At 43.9% G+C, this 17,372-nt stretch carries 13 protein-coding genes; 2 read left to right on the top strand and 11 right to left on the bottom strand.

The features are described from left to right. Positions 1 to 10: 10 nt before the first annotated feature. The 4 genes from QZZ54_RS07535 to styA form a co-directional block, all read right to left on the bottom strand. The gene (locus tag QZZ54_RS07535) at positions 11 to 1,375 is read right to left on the bottom strand and encodes an outer membrane protein transport protein (protein ID WP_290701036.1); all 1,365 of its coding nucleotides are present in this window, start codon (positions 1,373 to 1,375) and stop codon (positions 11 to 13) included. Positions 1,376 to 1,400: 25 nt separating this feature from the next. Next, the gene (styC, locus tag QZZ54_RS07530; RefSeq protein WP_290701033.1) at positions 1,401 to 1,874 is read right to left on the bottom strand and encodes a styrene-oxide isomerase StyC; all 474 of its coding nucleotides are present in this window, start codon (positions 1,872 to 1,874) and stop codon (positions 1,401 to 1,403) included. An 11-nt stretch (positions 1,875 to 1,885) separates the two neighbouring features. Beyond that, the gene (styB, locus tag QZZ54_RS07525) at positions 1,886 to 2,389 is read right to left on the bottom strand and encodes a styrene monooxygenase NADH-dependent flavin reductase subunit StyB (protein WP_290701030.1); all 504 of its coding nucleotides are present in this window, start codon (positions 2,387 to 2,389) and stop codon (positions 1,886 to 1,888) included. An 81-nt stretch (positions 2,390 to 2,470) separates the two neighbouring features. Then, positions 2,471 to 3,697 (bottom strand): styrene monooxygenase subunit StyA, encoded by a 1,227-nt coding sequence (gene styA, locus QZZ54_RS07520; RefSeq protein ID WP_290701027.1) that lies wholly within the window; start codon positions 3,695 to 3,697, stop codon positions 2,471 to 2,473. Between the two features lie 145 nt (positions 3,698 to 3,842). On the opposite strand from styA, the gene QZZ54_RS07515 reads away from it, so the two are divergent. Beyond that, positions 3,843 to 6,677: an ATP-binding protein gene (locus tag QZZ54_RS07515; protein ID WP_290701025.1), complete on the top strand. Its 2,835-nt coding sequence runs from the start codon at positions 3,843 to 3,845 to the stop codon at positions 6,675 to 6,677. 12 nt (positions 6,678 to 6,689) lie between these two features. Then, on the top strand, positions 6,690 to 7,328 hold the full coding sequence (locus QZZ54_RS07510) for a response regulator (RefSeq protein WP_290701022.1): 639 nt from the start codon (positions 6,690 to 6,692) through the stop codon (positions 7,326 to 7,328). 380 nt (positions 7,329 to 7,708) lie between these two features. On the opposite strand, the gene QZZ54_RS07505 is transcribed toward QZZ54_RS07510, so the two are convergent. The 7 genes from QZZ54_RS07505 to QZZ54_RS07475 form a co-directional block, all read right to left on the bottom strand. Then, positions 7,709 to 8,674 (bottom strand): IS5 family transposase, encoded by a 966-nt coding sequence (locus QZZ54_RS07505; RefSeq protein ID WP_290701018.1) that lies wholly within the window; start codon positions 8,672 to 8,674, stop codon positions 7,709 to 7,711. 352 nt (positions 8,675 to 9,026) lie between these two features. Continuing rightward, the gene (locus QZZ54_RS07500) at positions 9,027 to 11,012 is read right to left on the bottom strand and encodes a sigma-54-dependent Fis family transcriptional regulator (RefSeq protein ID WP_290701015.1); all 1,986 of its coding nucleotides are present in this window, start codon (positions 11,010 to 11,012) and stop codon (positions 9,027 to 9,029) included. 363 nt (positions 11,013 to 11,375) lie between these two features. Continuing rightward, the gene (locus tag QZZ54_RS07495) at positions 11,376 to 12,830 is read right to left on the bottom strand and encodes a benzaldehyde dehydrogenase (RefSeq protein ID WP_290701012.1); all 1,455 of its coding nucleotides are present in this window, start codon (positions 12,828 to 12,830) and stop codon (positions 11,376 to 11,378) included. A 14-nt stretch (positions 12,831 to 12,844) separates the two neighbouring features. After that, positions 12,845 to 14,392, bottom strand: a complete 1,548-nt coding sequence (locus QZZ54_RS07490; protein ID WP_290701010.1) for a GMC family oxidoreductase — start codon at positions 14,390 to 14,392, stop codon at positions 12,845 to 12,847. A gap of 19 nt (positions 14,393 to 14,411) precedes the next feature. Further along, positions 14,412 to 14,960 (bottom strand): gluconate 2-dehydrogenase subunit 3 family protein, encoded by a 549-nt coding sequence (locus tag QZZ54_RS07485; protein WP_290701007.1) that lies wholly within the window; start codon positions 14,958 to 14,960, stop codon positions 14,412 to 14,414. Positions 14,961 to 14,974: 14 nt separating this feature from the next. After that, complete coding sequence (locus tag QZZ54_RS07480; protein WP_290701004.1) at positions 14,975 to 15,871, bottom strand: transporter; 897 nt, start codon at positions 15,869 to 15,871, stop codon at positions 14,975 to 14,977. Positions 15,872 to 16,397: 526 nt separating this feature from the next. Then, positions 16,398 to 17,285, bottom strand: coding sequence for a LysR family transcriptional regulator (locus tag QZZ54_RS07475; RefSeq protein ID WP_290701001.1), 888 nt, complete (start codon positions 17,283 to 17,285; stop codon positions 16,398 to 16,400). Positions 17,286 to 17,372 lie beyond the last annotated feature (87 nt).

The following is a 17,372-nucleotide window of genomic DNA, read 5'->3' as shown; positions in this document are numbered from 1 at the left end:
GACCACCCCACTAAAAATTCACGGAATAAGTTATTGAAACATTATCCTGTGAGTGACTATTCACCATAGGCTCTGGAGTGTTTAATACCTGATCATTGTGCGTTTTTTCAGTCACTGCATAGGTGTAGGAAAAGTCGATATTAGAATCTTCCGATAGCTGATAACCAAAACCGGCTGATATATGCCGGGTTGGATTAACCGGCAAAGTGGAAAACATAAAATCACCATCAATCCCTGACGTTGCGTAACGATACCCAGCCCGCAGTGTCAGTTTATTAACCTTATAACTGGTACCAATACCAAACACCGACTGATCTTTATAATTTTGCGGAAAATTAAGATCGAGATTGCCTGCAGCACTGGAAAAACTGGTTTTAATATCCTTTAGCACATCCGCCCAATATACCCGGGACAGATCAACGGCTAACAACCAGTCAGGCGTTATGTTGTGGCTAACACCGATTGTTAATACTCCCGGCATCTGGAAGTCTTTAACCGTAATCTCCCCAGAGATAACCGGATTCGGTCCCGCAATAACCGCGGTCAGATCGGCATCTCCCGAAAGATCACCCAGTTCCGATGGAAAGTTGTAGGAGAAGCCAACAGTCGTGCTCTCCTGTGGCTGCCAGATAGCGCCAACTCTGGCTCCAACTCCCCAGGCACTGGCACCGCTATCGATAAAGTTATTCTTAGTGAAACTGATATGCGCTGCGGTAGGGCTCATCCCTAGCAGCGGCCCGACCAGAGAACCGCTGACATTTCCTCCGGCAGCCAGCCCCCCTATTTGTGCCGTAGTAAGCAACAGATTCAGATTCATCCCTGCCCACATAGCATCAACAGAACCACCTACACTGAAGTTATCGGAAAACTGATAACTGACCGCAAAAGGGATGTTCATAACCAGCAAACGACTACTGTTATCCAGCCCGGTTGGGTCGCCATTAACATCATCAGATAAAAAACTATCGGTGCCGTATTCGGTTCCCAACCCCCCCAAAGCATAGGCACCCACGCCTAGGGTTAACTTATCTTGCTGAAAGATAACCCCGAACTCTGGTGCATAATAGGGCCCTCTGTTTGATGAATGATCTGAGGTTACCGCCCGACTGCCATCGACTTTACTCTGGTTAGAAATATCAGCCGTAATAATGTCCAGTCCACCAGAGAAAGTGTACCCCTCAGGCGCCAGGGACAAAGTCGCAGGATTGACCATCATTCCAGCCGGACCAGTATAATGAGCCACAGCAGTGCCGCCCATCGACCGGGAGACAGGACCATAACCTGACAACCTCAGCACATCGGTAGCAACAGCACTATTCGCAAGAACTAACGTCGTTAAAGCAGTTAACAGCCTGTGTATTATTATTTTTTTCATGACTACACCTAAACTTTAGTTATTATTATTTTTCGCTGACGACCAGGTTTTTACCGATAATAAACAGTGCAAACACAGCCAGAACACCAAACAGATATGCCGGTGCCAGCGCTATGAAGCTAAAGACATCACCAGGACCAAATCCGTTGTCACCGAAGGTCAGACCACGATTGTCGGAGAAATTGGAGAACAGATAGAAAACGACGTTTGACCAGCCATCCAAGATAACAATCCAGCCCAGAATTCTTATCTTCTTTTCAGAAAATGAGAGATAAGGCAGTGATAACGCACAGACGAAAACCATCAGACCGTTAAGCGCCGGACCAACGTGCGCCCGGGCCCATCCTTCAGGCGTTCCGGGAATATTGAATTCCAATATATAGCCGGGAATGATTTCGAAACCACCGACAAGGCTGATCCATAAACCAATACCAAACAGCAGCGTAGACAAAATCATCAATACGCCATGTCCCATCATCTGCTTAACAAAAGTATTCATAATATATCTCCTTAATTTAATGGGCGTGGATCAAAATGGTAGTTACTTGAAAAGAACAGAAGTGGCGAGATAGCACTATTATCAACACCGCAGGCTTTTACTTCGCCAAAGACAAGTGTGTGGTCTTCATATTGATCAACCTTGACGACTTCACACTCAAACCAGGACAAACAGTCCTGTAGCGTGGGTATTTTTTCCCGGACGATGAAGTGTTTTTCGTAGGCTGAGTCTTTCTCTTTACGTGAATAATTATTGGAAACATCCTTCTGATTTTTAGACAGAATGCTGACACCAAATTGCCTAGTTTTTAAAACCTGATCCAGCATCACCCCCTCTTTAAGGGAGATCATTAAGGTTGGCGGAGTCAGACATATAGATGTCAAACTATTGATCGTCATGCCATACACCTGAGCATCATCAAGTGTATTGCTAACTATCGCGACGCCTGTCGCAAACATCGATACGGAGCTTCTGAATTCAAGAGAGAGATCTGGATGTACATTTAAATCAGTCATGACAGGTACCTCGTGCCTGATCACTCACAGAGCAATCAGGCATTTAAGAAATGGAATCTTTAGGGAAGTTCTACCTACACATTAAGCGTAAGTAGCACACCAGTGCATGATGCGATCAGGGCTGGAAAAATAATCCATCTGACGCTCGGGATAGTTGAAGTTGTCCGTAAATTCATCGGCCATCGCCCGGTTCTGACTCATCGTGCCAATGAACTGCATAAACTCCTGTGGTAACGAAGCCAGACTCGACAGCTTGTAATTGGTCCAGCGCGTTGCACACTGAACACGATCATGACGACGATTTTCCACATGCTCAAAGAAACGCTGATCGAAAACCGGATTTTTGACAATCTCTTCACCGATGATCCAGGAAGAATAGGTGGCCATATTCGCACCCTGCCCCAGCACCGGATCGACAGTGGCCTGAATATCGCCCAGACCGATAATCTGTTTACCATTTTTCAGGGTCGCGACACCCTCTCTGAGAACCGGTGTAACAGCCCCCTGAAGAAGATCCTTTGATCCGTTAACCAGATCAAACGCATCCCGGTCGATACGCTCATAAACTGATGTATGATGTTTTTCCAGTCGATCAAGCATCAGATCCAGGAATGCACGGGGGTCTTCGTCGTAATTGATGTTGGCCAGTATTTCAAGATCACCACCTATATGGTTTTCAAACACCAGCGCAGTGCACATACCGTCAAAAGAGAGTGTGGGAATTTCAATCAACTCGCCATTCATAGGCGAGAAAGACATCGTCACAGCACGGGTCTCATCTTCAGTAATCCCCTTAAACAAACCCACGCACAAAGCGCGTTGCGGTTTATCAAAGGGGGATAGCTCGTCAACAGTTTCAAACAGGTTCTTCATCTCATATTTGCCTACGCAAACGGAGACCAGATCATAGTTTTCAGACAGTGATTCAAGGTCGTCGGTGCTAACAGTGCCATACTCAATCTGGCCGCCCATACTGACAAAGTCTTTCATCAGCGTTGGCAGATACACCCGGTAATCCACAGCCCGGCTCGGCTTCTTAAGATCACCATAGAAACGCAGAGGTTGTGGACCGCCAACGTAATAGTAGTGTCCAAAGTAACAACTTTCAGGCCAGTGATTAATCCCCAGCATCTCCTCGCGTTCAATCGTCTGAGAGTGGTGTGCCACCGTATTCAGAAGTTTACAGTCGGCATACTCGTCAGGTCGCCGATCAGTAAACAAAGTAACGTCAACATTATGTTTTCTCAGATAGATACCAAGATGCAGTCCCGCAGCACCTGCACCAACGATAGCAATACGTTTTGACATGTTTATCACCTTTTTGTTTTTATTAATTGATAATCACATTAGCTACGCGTACTTTTAGAGACAATAAACATTAGTTTATTTATGCGGCAAAACACCTAAAAATAAACTAATGTTTATAAAAATACTCGAATGAGCCTTATCAAAAATGAATAACGAAGAAAAAAAAGAAATAGAAGGCTACGCACGCATCGTATTAGATAATATGTTTCATTTTGCTGGATTATTGGACTTAGAGGGGCGAATTAAATTCATTAACAAGCCTGCCTTAGAAGCTGTCGGTATGGAACTTGATAATCTAATGGGGATTAACTTCTGGGAATCCAACTGGTTCCAAACCAGCAAAGAAAATGTAAATCTGCAAAAAATCTATATAAAATCGGCACTTGAAGGAAATTTCATCCGGGCAGATATTGAAGTATATGGAAAGAATAACGGCAAAGATAAAATAATCACCGATTATAGTTTGACGCCTATATTCAATAAAGATAAAGAAGTTATATTTTTATTGGCAGAAGGCCGCGACATAACAGACAAAAAGAACCTTGAAAAAGAGCTGGAAGAAAAAAACAAAAATCTTGAGTCACTTATTAAAAAAAACAAAATGCTTTCAGAACAACAAAGAGACTTTTTCTCAAACATCAGTCATGAATTCAAAACACCCTTATCATTAATTATTGGCAATATTGATCTGTATATATCATCAAACTTTAACCATGAAATTCCATCAGAAATATCCTCTATAAGACAGAATGCACTTTCTGTATTGTCGCTTGTGGAAGAGATGCTTGAGCTGTCGAAAATTGATGATGGACGGATAACCACAAACTTTAATGAAACAGATATCTCAGAGATAATTCAGAAAGTTATCTCGGGATTCTACAGTCTTGCATGCCATAGAAAAATCAGCATAACAACTAGTTTTAAAGACACTATTATCGCCAGCGTCGATAAAAATAAACTGATAACCATCGTTACAAATCTGTTAAGTAATTCATTCAAAATGATCCCTGATGGAGGAAGCATAAATTTTGAAACGAAGATAACAGAACATAGCCAGTTCACGATTAAGATTAGCGATGACGGTCCAGGCATTCCCGATAGCTATAAAGAAAAGATATTCGATAGATTCCAGACAGGCAGCAGTAGCTTCAAGACATATCATTCAAGCACAGGGCTAGGCTTAGCTATCGTAAAAGAGTATTGCGACATCCATGGCGGAGATATAGAACTGCATGACAGAAAGCCATATGGCACCGTATTTACAATAACCCTGCCTTTCAGAGAGGTTAACACGCTATCCTCCGGTATAAACATGGGTGAAGCCGAAAAGTATTCTCCGCCGCCTTCTCCCTTCAAAAGTGACATACTCGCTGGTACACCAGTAAAAGCAGCTACCCCATACCGAGTCGACAGCGAATATATTCTGATCGTTGACGATAACGTCGAGGTCGCGGACCTGATTGCACGATCAATCAACAAACATTACAACATTTCTATCTGTTACAACGGACAGGAAGCCTGGGAAATCATCAATCAGGAACAACCCCTGCTTATTCTTACAGACCTTATGATGCCGGTTGAAGATGGTTTATCCCTGATCAATAGAATTAAATCGGATAGCCATCTTAAAGAGATACCAATCATCGTATTGTCAGCTAAAAAAGATGAAGAAGCGCGAATGAACCTCCTCTCGGGATACGTCGATGACTATATAACAAAACCATTTTTCATCCCTGAACTTATCTCCCGAGTCAGAAACACGGTAGAGCTGTATAAGTCGAAGAAGATTATTCAAAAAGAGCTTTCCAGCCACAACAGCGATCTCTCCGTATTGATAAAACAACTAATCGATGCCAGAAATGAATTACAGGTGGCAAATAACACGCAAAAGAACATGCAATACAGGATGAATGCTATTTATAAAAGCTCATCGATTGGCATTGCGGTGATTGATCAATCTTATAATTTCGTAGATATAAACCCCTTTCTATGCGATTTACTTGGATACAGTTATGGAGAGCTCATTAGAAAAAATATTTTTGATGTGACTTACGATAAAGATAGAGAGATCACTAAAAACCGTCTGGAAGGCCTCACTGACGACACTATCAATAACTATAATCATGAGAAACGCTTCGTCAGTAAGGACGGTAAAATAATATGGACGACCGCCAGTGCTTTCGCAATTCCTTCAAATGAAAATGAGTCATCATTGCTCATCGGCATCATACAAGATATTTCAGATAAAGTGGCGATGCAGCAATCCCTTGAAGAATCAAGGCGAGATATGGAGCACTTTTCCAGAGTCAGCACCGTCAGTGAGTTTGCAAGCTCAATTGTCCACGAGCTTAATCAGCCACTATCTGCGATAGTGATTAATAGTAAGGCATGCGAAAACTGGCTTATCAGATCGGATATCGATAGCCCGGAGGTTATTCACTCACTCGATCTGATCAAATATGATGCGATCCGATCATCTGACATCATTGTTTCCATTAGGAATTATATAAAAAAATCTAAGCCCGAATATAGTTATTGCTCGCTTAGCGAGATTTTGGGCGATGTGATAAAGATAATTACACCCGAACTGAGGCTTCATGGCATAAGTTTCATCCTCCCACATATTTCTGAGAAGTTAAAAACCTATATTGACACCACAGCAATAAAGCAGGTATTTATTAATATCGTATTAAATGCTATTCAGGCATTACAAAGCCAAACATCAGACTCAAAACAGATATCAATAAGCATTAACAACATAAACAATAAGATTGAGATTTCCATTATCGACAATGGTCCTGGGGTTTCACCTGATAAGCTAAAGAATCTGTTTCAGCCCTTCAGTTCAACCAAAAAGAGCGGTCTTGGTTTAGGCCTTTCGATATGCCGAGGAATATTGGAAGAACATAGTAGTACCTTAAGCTACAGTGAAAACAGCCCCAAGGGAGCAATTTTCACATTTCATTTAAATTCAGAATAGATCCCTATGCTTATGAATAATGATAATAATTGCAGAATCTATTTGGTTGATGATGACCTTTCAATCGTGAACAGTATTTCCAATCTGCTAAGTTCTCACGGGATGAACATCATCGCCTTCAACAGTAGTAAAGAGTTTCTTGAGCATGAAAAAGATGAGCATGTAACCGCACACTGCTTGCTGCTGGATATCAGAATGCCTGAAATAACAGGACTCCAGTTACATGATATTCTCCTGGAAAAGTCAAACCCTATACCGGTCATCTTCATAACAGGTCATGGTGATATTCGTATGGCAGTCAATGCCATCCAGAGGGGTGCTTTCGAATTTATAACCAAGCCATTTCAAACTGACGAACTTATCGATGTTATCGATCGGGCACTCAAGCAGGATACAAAACGCAGGCAGAAAGAAGCAAAATTGGAAAAATTTATTAAAGGCTTCCAGACCCTGACTAAAAGAGAGAAATCACTCTTAGAATTAATACTGGACGGTAAGCTCAACAAGCAGATCGCTTATGATTTATCCATCTCTGAAGACACGGTAAAGGTGCACAGACACAACCTAATGAAAAAACTGGAAGAGAAATCCTGGAGTAAAATAGCCGTCGCCTACGAAGTTTTAAAACGGAGAAAATGGCCATATAAGTGACTTTTAAAGTACGGAACTCAGTCATTCTATTGCAGAAACTGGGCGTCGATTAAACTAACAGCATGTATCACTGCTTAAAACGCTATAGCAGTAATAGCAAGCATCATCAAGAAGCAAACAATCGCATAAATTCAATTTATTGAAGAGCACATTCCCATCAAGGCGTCCTGGGCGTTCTGCAACAAGCCACTCCGTTTTACTATGCCTGAATGCTTTCCTTTTGCTGACACCGACAGACTAAGGAAAGTGCGAATAAGTCCTTATTTCAAACCTATCCGATTAAATCTTTATCTGCAACGCATAAGCCGCAGTCTAAGCATAGTATCATCATGTTTTAGTGCTTTTTAGCCGCTAAACCCGTCTGAAAGACGGATTTTTCCCTAGGTTTTTATCAATTGACTCATTTTTACAATGTTCGATAAAGCAAATAGCACCGCCAGCTTATTGTCATTTTTCTCAAGCCCCTTGTAACGAGCTTTCTTAAAGCCAAACTGACATTTTATAATCCGAAAAGGATGTTCAACAAAGGCCCGCACACTGGCTTTTAGATACTCTAATTTTATGGGCTTTTTGTTCTTTCGAGGATGTTCTTTCAACTGTTTAACTTTGCTGGGTTGTTCAGCAATAAACCAATCAAGCTCCTTATCCGCCAGCTCTTCACGTTTCTCAGCGCCTCGGTATCCTGAATCAGCAAATACATATTTTTCTTCTCCATGAAGAACCTGATGCGCTTCGTTAAGATCGTGCTGATTGGCTGAAGTGGTCGTAAAGCTATGTGTCAGCCCCGAGTTTACATCTATCCCGATATAAGCTTTCAGTCCAAAGTACCACTGATTACCTTTCTTAGTTTGATGCATTTCTGGATCTCGTGTGCCCAATTTATTCTTAATCGAACAGGGCGCATCGATGATTGTCGCATCAATTTCGCTACCTTCTTTGAGCAATATACCCGCTTCTTCCAGCCAGCCATTTACGGCTTCAAATATCTGACGCCCTAGCTCATAGCGTTCTAATAAATGGCGAAAGTTCATAATGGTTGTATGGTCTGGAATGGCGTGATCTAAGGAGAGCTGGGAAAAGCGACGCATTGGCGTCGTTTCATAAAGAGCATCTTCAGCCGCTAAATCACTGAGGCTGTACCATTGTTGAAGACAATGAATACGGAGCATTGAGCTTAAAGGATAAGGTGGGCGACCATTGCCCCGCTTCGGATAATAAGGCTCGATAAGCACCTCAAGGATTGTCCAGGGAACTAAGACTTCCATTCGGGCAAGGAATTTCTCTTTACGTGTTTGATGGTTGCTTTTTCTCTTCTCGAAGTCCGAAAATCCCAGCTGAAGTTCCATATCTATGCCTCATCGATAATCATGCTTCAATTCTTTCACAGCAGGGACTTATTCGCATCTTCCCTAGCGTATTTGGGCCGAATTTAATGCACTGCAAGCGTATGGACTCATAGCTGACATCAATATCAAACTCGGCAAGAAAATTTTCAATGTCTCGATGACTGAGGTTGAGCCGGTAGTAAAACTATACTGCGTATTGGATAATTTCAACTGGGCATCGGTGACGTTTGTATTGGCAAGTTAGTTTGTTCAGAAGAGCGTTGTTACCCATTACACGTTAACTTATCAGTACCCCCATATCTAAAAGATGGGACTTAATCGTAGGCTCCCTAGTTAAGAGCCGTAATCTACTTTAACGAAGTTTACGGTATGTCTTATCTTCAACAAAACCGATCTTTTCTATCTTTCTATACAACGTTGACCTAGCAATTCCAAGATACTTCGCCGCCTGGGAAAGATTACCATCGAACCTTTCGATCGCTTCAAGAATCATCTCATCACAGCTGACTTTGATCGTACTGGATTTGAAATTTTCTATCTGCTCATCGCTATCAGAGCGATAAAGGCAAACAATATCAGGTAGATCACTCGGTTCGATCAGCCGACCAGGTTCCGCCAGAGTATCGGCATAGATCAGCGCATTTCGTAACTCACGAACATTACCTGGCCATGAATAACGGTTGATGCAGTGTAATGCCTCATCACTTAACTGACGTTGGCCATCTGATTGATCCGCTAATATCAGTTTGCTCACCCCCCTGATATCAGCTCGCTCTCTCAGGGGCGGAATAGTAATTTCAAAACCACTGATCCGATAGAACAGATCCCTCCGAAATTCACTATTTTCTATGGCATCTGAAATGTTTTTGTGGGTAGCACAGATCAGCTGAAACTGTACCGATTCAGATTTTGCTGATCCCAGACGCACGACCTCGCGGGTTTCAAGTACACGTAACAATCGTGTTTGCAACGCAACAGGCATGTCGCCAATCTCATCAAGTAACAGTGTTCCACCATTCGCTTGCTGTATTTTACCAGCACGCCCTTCCCGGCTTGCACCGGTAAACGAGCCAGCTTCATAACCAAAAAGCTCACTCTCGATAAGTGATTCAGGAATAGAAGCACAATTGAGAGTAACTAGCTGTCCTTTTCTAGCAGGGCTGAACTGATGCAGGTATCGGGCAACCACCTCTTTTCCTACACCAGACTCCCCAAGAATCAATACCGGTAAGCGGCCAATCGCTTTCAGTCCGTTATCTATCGCTGCATGAATTCGCTGATCACCAAAATACGGTTTAGCTGCAGAGGAATCTTTTTTTTCAACTCCTGTTTTTTTAAACCCGTGGTTTTTATCTTCAAGGCTATTCTCTTCAAAACCTTTCTGGTCAAAACTAAACTCAGACGAATTCAGCTCACCACTCTGAAACAGTCGTCCCTGTTCACTGCGGGGCACATTAAGTACTCTTCCATGCAGGGAGATGCCACCCGTCAGATTCAGATTGAAAGTCTGTCTTTTTAATAAACCCTGATCGAACAAAACAGAGAATGTTTCATCAAACAGCCCCTCAAAATGTATGCTATGACGTTTCATATCGAGCTTAAAAAAGCGTTCCGCAACGATATTTGCACCGATCACTGTCTGCTCGTACGAAAACGCCAGCACAATATTATTGGCACCAAACTGCCCCGTTCCTGACAGAAGTTCAATAACGATAGCATTGGGTATCGACATAATCAGTTCGTTTTGGATATTTCTGGCGCAGGCTTCTAGAAGATAAAAAGCAGCCACGTCCCGGTTGGGGGCTTCATTGGTAATATTCACTGTGGCACAAACAGAACCTAAAGAGTCAAACACAGGGACTGCTGCACAATTAAAACTTTTGTGAAACTCTTTATAATGTTCCGGACCAAACACGCTTACGAGGGTTTCAGATATGAGTGCACAAGACATCGCAGAGGTACCGATCAGCTCTTCAGACAGGACTGCCCCCTGCCTGAAAGCATCTATAATTTTAGGCTCAGCAATATTTTTGAAACGACGGACATCCAGCACCTGGCAATAGTTATCGGTTAGCAAAACTGACCAGCCAGCCCTGCTCAGAGAGCCGTAGAGTGTATCAAGGTGTTTACGTGATGAGTCAAGCAGAGGTTTCTGAAAGTGGTAGATATCTTTAAACTGATCCGGAGCTAAAAAAGCATAATCTACATGACCCAACATCTGCAGGCTATTCGAATAGCATCGCTGCCAGGAATCAAATATAGATATATCGAGCAAACGCGCCACATCATGGTTTCCGCGCTCAAAGTCTCTACGAACCACAGACATATTAGGAACCATATACCCTCCTCTGATTCTTATTATGGGTACCGAACTATCTGTACTATGCTGTGCTGGGTGAAAAAAATCATCCGGTTAAAAACTTATCTTAACCAAATAGATCACAGAACACCTATACAATGAGCAGACAGAAGTATCATCTCAGAGCACATCTAATATCGCTATACAGTTTCTGCAAATATTATGCAGTTTCTGCAAACTACAACGTTCTGTAGACGTACTTCACGAAAAAAAGAGCGGGGAGGGGGTAGCTCTTTGATTAAATAAAATCAAAGAAGTTACTCTATGCGGATGGAAAAATAGTACAAAAAAAACCCCACCGAAGTGAGGTAAAAGCCAGCAAATTACTCTTTGAGATAATTATCAGAACGGATATATAAGTGCTTCATCCCGTGTGCTGATCCACTTTCTTTCAGAGAACTCCTCCAGGTTGGCAGGCCCTCCGAAACGACCACTATTACCTGATGACTTCATCCCCCCAAACGGCACCTGATACTCATTATTAACCGTCTGATCGTTGATATGTACCATACCCGCATCAATACGATTCGCGATTCGTTTAGCCCGGGAGATATCAGCCCCCTGTATTGAAGCGGCAAGCCCATACTGAGTATTATTGGCCAGTGCTACCGCCTCATCATCTGATGAGAAAGTCAGAACCGGGGCGACCGGACCAAAAATTTCTTCCTTATAAACCGGCATATTCGTTGTGACCTGTGTCAGTACAGTAGGATAGATAAAAGAACCCTTCCGTTTGCCACCACATACAACTTTAGCCCCCATCACAACAGACTCATCAATCAGACGCATAATCCGATCGGCCTGACGTTCATTGATAACAGGCCCCAGATGAACCGGTTCTTTATTTGGATTACCAACCGTAAGTTTGTTTGCCCGGACACAAAGCGCTTCAACATAGGCAGCGGCGACAGATTCATGCACGATATGCCGGCCAGCCTGCATGCAGATCTGCCCCTGATGCAGAAAACTTCCCCAAGCAGCACAAGAGGATGCCCCCTCCAAATTAGCATCGTCCAGTACAATAAATGCGTTGTTACCGCCTAACTCCAGCGCCACTTTCTTGAACATTCCCCCGCACACCTGCCCTATTTGTTGCCCGGCTACGGTGGATCCAGTAAAGGCGATCATATCTACTTGAGGATGTTCAACCAGTCGCTGGCCGATAGCTACACCTCCCAGCGCCAGGGTACAAACACCTTCAGGAAGCCCTGCTTGCTTGAGCAGTTCGACAATGATGTACCCACCTACGACAGAGCTATTGATATCCGGTTTAATAATGACACTGTTACCCATTGCCAATGCGGGTAAAACGGCCCGCAGACTCAGGAGCAATGGGAAATTCCAAGGGGATATCACCCCGACAAGCCCGACTGGAACACGAATACAATGATTTTCACGTCCAGGAATGTTTGAAGGATATATATCACCATAGGAGGTCAAAGGCAGCCCCGCGGACATATAGGCCTGATCGATACATGCCTGCAGTTCCCATTGTGCTTTGCCTTCAATAGAGCCACATTCACGGGTGTTCCAGGTATTAATCAGCATGGCATTTTCTTCTAATAAAGCCGCAAACCGACGAATCACTTTCGCTCTAGAATCAAAGTCCATCTCTGCCCAGGCTGGTTGAGCGCCTTTGGTTACCTCAATCAAGGCATCAAGTTCAGTTATCGTTGCTGATGCAATCGCGCCAAGACTGTTACCGGTAGCGGGTTCTATAACATTGATCAGCTCACCGGAAAATAAGTCATCCGGTAAAAAGGCGAAGCTATCATTATAGATTTCTGAAAAATTCATGTTCATCTCCACTCTCAGCTAAAGTTAGCTTTAATAATCTCATCAGCGATATAGTGCGAAAGCGCATACACTGTTTCCGATGGGTTATAACCAATGGAGGTTGGCAGGAGACTGGCATCTGAAATGTAGAGTTTTTTCACATCGTGAGTTTCACCGTAAGGATTGACCACCGAATTCTTTGGATCCCCCCCCATTCTGCAAGTACCCTGTGGGTGGAATGATGTGTAACGGTAGCGGGCAGGTTCATTTTTAAGGCTATCAATCACACTATCGATCTCCTCCACGCTATTAATGACGGTACGATCTGAAGTCGGCAGGTAGAGATATTTTGCACCAGCAGCGAAAAGAATCTTCGCATTGAACTTAAGCCCCTCTTTCATCGATTCAAAATCATGGTCATCAACTTCATAGATAATCTCTTTGACGCCATCTGTATATCTGACTTCGCCCACATTTTTATCGTGAATCAGGGTTATCAGACGGATGCTATTACGATATTTTTCCATATACGCAACATAGTTTTCACCAGTCCCAGGCTCTGCCTGAAAGCTGGCCTCAACAGGTTCCTGCAAAGCATTTAGCAGGATATAGCCGCCCTCTTCAGGCAGCGTGTGGGTATCAACATAAAGTGAGTGTGTCGCCCCGTGGAAATCATCAACTTCCTCTTCAAACATAGCGGTCACAGACAGACTGGGGTGACAGGCAAAGTTTTTACCTACCTGTCCGCTGGAGTTAGCAATACCTGAACGCTGAAGAACAATGGGGCTTTGCACCGGCCCTGCCGCAAGCACAACAATCGGGGCGTTCACGGTCACCTGACTTTTCACCACTTTAGTTTTCGGATCGACCACTTCGGCTTCAACCCCGGACGCCTGGCCATTGCTAGTCATAATCCGGGTAACCCGGGTATCAGCATAGATCTCGGCACCGTGGTTGCAGGCCCATGGCAGATAGGTCACCAGCATCGACTGTTTACGGTCTGTTTTACAGCCAGCAAAACAGAAGCCTGTCATCGCGCAGTCACGAATATTACGTTTCGCAATACCGGGCTCAATATCCAGTTTAGTCAAACCTTTAAGAATCAGATCAGCGCCAATACTCGTCTCATGTTTCACATTTGGTTCAATACTCAGATTCTTTTCAATCTTATCGAAGTAAACTGACATCCGTTCTGATGTCAGGTTGCCTAAACCATGTTCATCCCGCCACAAGTTAAGAAAGTAATCCGGTGTTCTGAAACACAGAGCAGCATTAACAACCGTTGAACCTCCGACACAGGCGCCCTGCAGCACGGTCACATCGCCATGCGTATTAGACTGTCCACCTTCATCCTGATACATTGTTCCCATGGCTATCGCCAGCATCTCTTTAAACTCAGATGACGGAACATAGGGGCCTGCTTCGAGAACAACGACCTTCTTACCCTGTTTAGCCAATTCATAGGCGCTGATAGCACCACCCGCACCAGACCCGATGACAACCACGTCAGCATCAATCGTTAGTTTAGGACGCTGAATATCCTGCGCCGTTTTAATATTCAATTTATTATTGTGTATAGACATAAGTCATTACCTGTCATCTTTATATCGTAGGCTCGGGTGTATTGCCGAGAGAGGAAAGATTCCACTTATCTGAAACCGGACCATCATAGCCAAGCGGCCCCCAAGTACTTGGAATAGCCCAGTAAGCAAGCACAGTTAGTTTCTTAATCCCCATGGACAGAGCCCTTTCAGGTGGCTCGGCCGAAGCACTCCACTGATCTACGAAGCGGGTTGCATCTGCATCACTCAGGTTCACAAAACGATCACCAAACGACTTAACAGATCCCTCGTTAAAGTAGCTAATCCCCCCTCGGAGCCCCTGGCGAATATTAGGGGCCATACCGGCTAAAAGAGCGCCTTCAATGGTTGACAGCACCGGCAGAGAGGCCGAATCAACCAGAGAACTGCTCTCAGTGGGAAGCGCAATTTTCAGCATTTTAGCAAACACCGCCTGCTCAAGATCATCCATGCGCGATTCATCAGTCAGCACACCAGCAATTGCATTAACTACGGGTAAAGCGCTGATTGATGCGGCAACCATGGCAACATTTTTAATAAAACGTCTTCGGCTAATCATAAGATCTTTCATAGAATTACACCTGCTCAGAATACTTTGACGAAACGGAGGTTAAGACGATCTTCCTCAAAGAAACCATTTTCAACTTCCAGGCTGCGACCATATTCAACCATCACTTGCAGATCCGGCTCGACAAAATGGCTGACAGTGGCGTTCCAGCTACTGTTGTTAAGCTCATCGTCTTGATCAACACCATTCAGATTCGTTTCACCGCCAAAGTCATGATAGTAACTCAGAGTCGCTTTAGTCGCCGGGCCAAAGCCCCGCGACAGGTGAGCCTGAATGCCGTACTGATCCTGCTGCTCTTTTCGTGCTCCGCCAAAATCATCGTTCTCACCAAAGAACGTATACTCTGCGATCAGGTCAAGAGATATCGTTTCACTGAGCGGGGTGACATAGCCCGCCTGAGTAATCATTTTCCAGCGATTTTCACCAAGATTAACCGGGCCTTTAGCACCGTCATAATCACCCAGAGGCAGAGATGCGAGCGCGGTTAAGCCGAAAGCCCGCTTTGTCTCGGCATTGTTGTACACCCAGATAGTCCCCCCGACGATCGGGTCACCCACACCGGAACTACTGGTTGTTCCTCCGGTAGTCTCCAGAGAAACTTTACCAAAAGGTATAATAATCTGTGGATCAAGAACATAGCCACCCGCCTCAATATAATGTACCCAACGAAGCAGGCCGATATCCGTCTTCAACTCTTTGATACCAGCAAGATCTGAGATTTCCTTTCCCGAAGAGTAAAAATCCTGATGTGTAGTGTGTTGAATATACAAAATCCCCAGATCAAACCCAGCAGGCAAAGGACTATAATCACCAGGGTCGGTAGCAACTTGTGCAGCTGGGGCAATTGACGGAACCAGTGAAACACCTGTAACAAGTGCCGTAGCAGCGAGAACTGATAAACGTTTCTTACACATTGTAATACCATATTATTTTTTGTGGTTGGTATGAATTAAATAGCAAATACTGCGCCAAAAATAAAAAACGCATAACTTTCAATACGTAGTAACAAATAATTCCTAATACAGTCAGTTCATTCGTCCCATATCGGGACAGATTAAAACCTACAACCGTCCCGTATTGGGACAGTTTGAAACCAAGAACTAACTGGCGTTTTTATGAACTAGGTACGTTGTATCAGAGGTAACTCAATACAAAATAAGACGCCTATTGACTTACCCGAAGAAGAAAAAGAGAGTCAAGCACGACATCTGCGGTTACCTGACATTCTCCCGCGGCGTTAAGATTTCCTTTAGGGAGTCTCTGATCAAGCTCTCCTAATCTAGCAAAATAGCGCTTCACTTCTTTATCTAGATTTGGATTAACCCCGCTTTAGTGAACACTAATCTTGATAGCAACAGGCAACAGGCAACAGGCAACAGGCAACAAAGCATCTACGAAAAGCTGGTCGATGCTAAGATCTTTAGTCACTAAACCGAGCAGTTAACCGAAGCGATTAACAACCCAGTCAATAAAAACTCGTAGTGACGGTTTCATATGAGAATGGTGACTATAAAGTACTGAAAGGCTAAGCGGTGATGGTCGAATATTCGGAAGAATTTCAACCAGAGAGCCTTCGTCCAGTTGTTGGTGAATATGGTACTCAGGTATCTGGATAATCCCCATCCCCGCTGCACATGCGGCAACATAAGAGTCACCATTACTGACTGAAATCGTTACTGGCAGATGCACTTTCTGTAACTCACCGCGAATACTGAATTCTAACGGCTCCACCTCACCGGAAGATGACGATCGGTATTCGATGCATTGGTGCCCTTCAAGGTCATCTACCCCCTCAGGGTTACCGTATTGATCCAGATAGAGTCGACTTACACAGGTTACCTGCGGCAGCGAACGTAGAGATCTGGACACAAGAGAGGTATCCAACAGTTTACCAATACGTATTGCACAATCGACGGATTCCTCAACAAGGTTAATCACCCGATCACCAGCACTCAGCACCAACTCAACATCGGGATAAGTCTCACAAAACCCAGTTAGCCGGGGTATCACTTCCATTCGAGAAAAGGTATTAGGCAGGTCTACTCTCAATTGCCCACGGGGCATAGCTGCAACTTGTGACAAGATATCTTCTGTTTCACTGACCTCTGAAAGAATATTCTGACAGCGATGATAATAGAACCGGCCATCGGCTGTAGGGTTTACGCTACGGGTGGTGCGGTGCAGCAGTCTGACCCCGAGGCTTTTTTCCAACTGCTTTAGCATCGATGTTGCTGAAGCTCTGGAGATCTTCATCTCCTTAGCTGCCTGGGTAAAACTGCCGCTATCGACAATACGGGTAAAAACCTGCATAGCAAAAAGTCTGTCCACAACCCACCCATTATTTAGTATTCATAAACAGTCTATCTTCAAAAACGTTAATTATCTCAATATAGCAACGATATATAATAGATATCC

The sequence above is a fragment of the Amphritea sp. genome (assembly GCF_016744155.1).
Taxonomy (GTDB): Bacteria; Pseudomonadota; Gammaproteobacteria; order Pseudomonadales; family Balneatricaceae; genus Amphritea.
The sequence above is the reverse complement of the archived record's forward strand: the minus strand, read 5'-3'. Positions and strand labels throughout refer to the sequence as shown.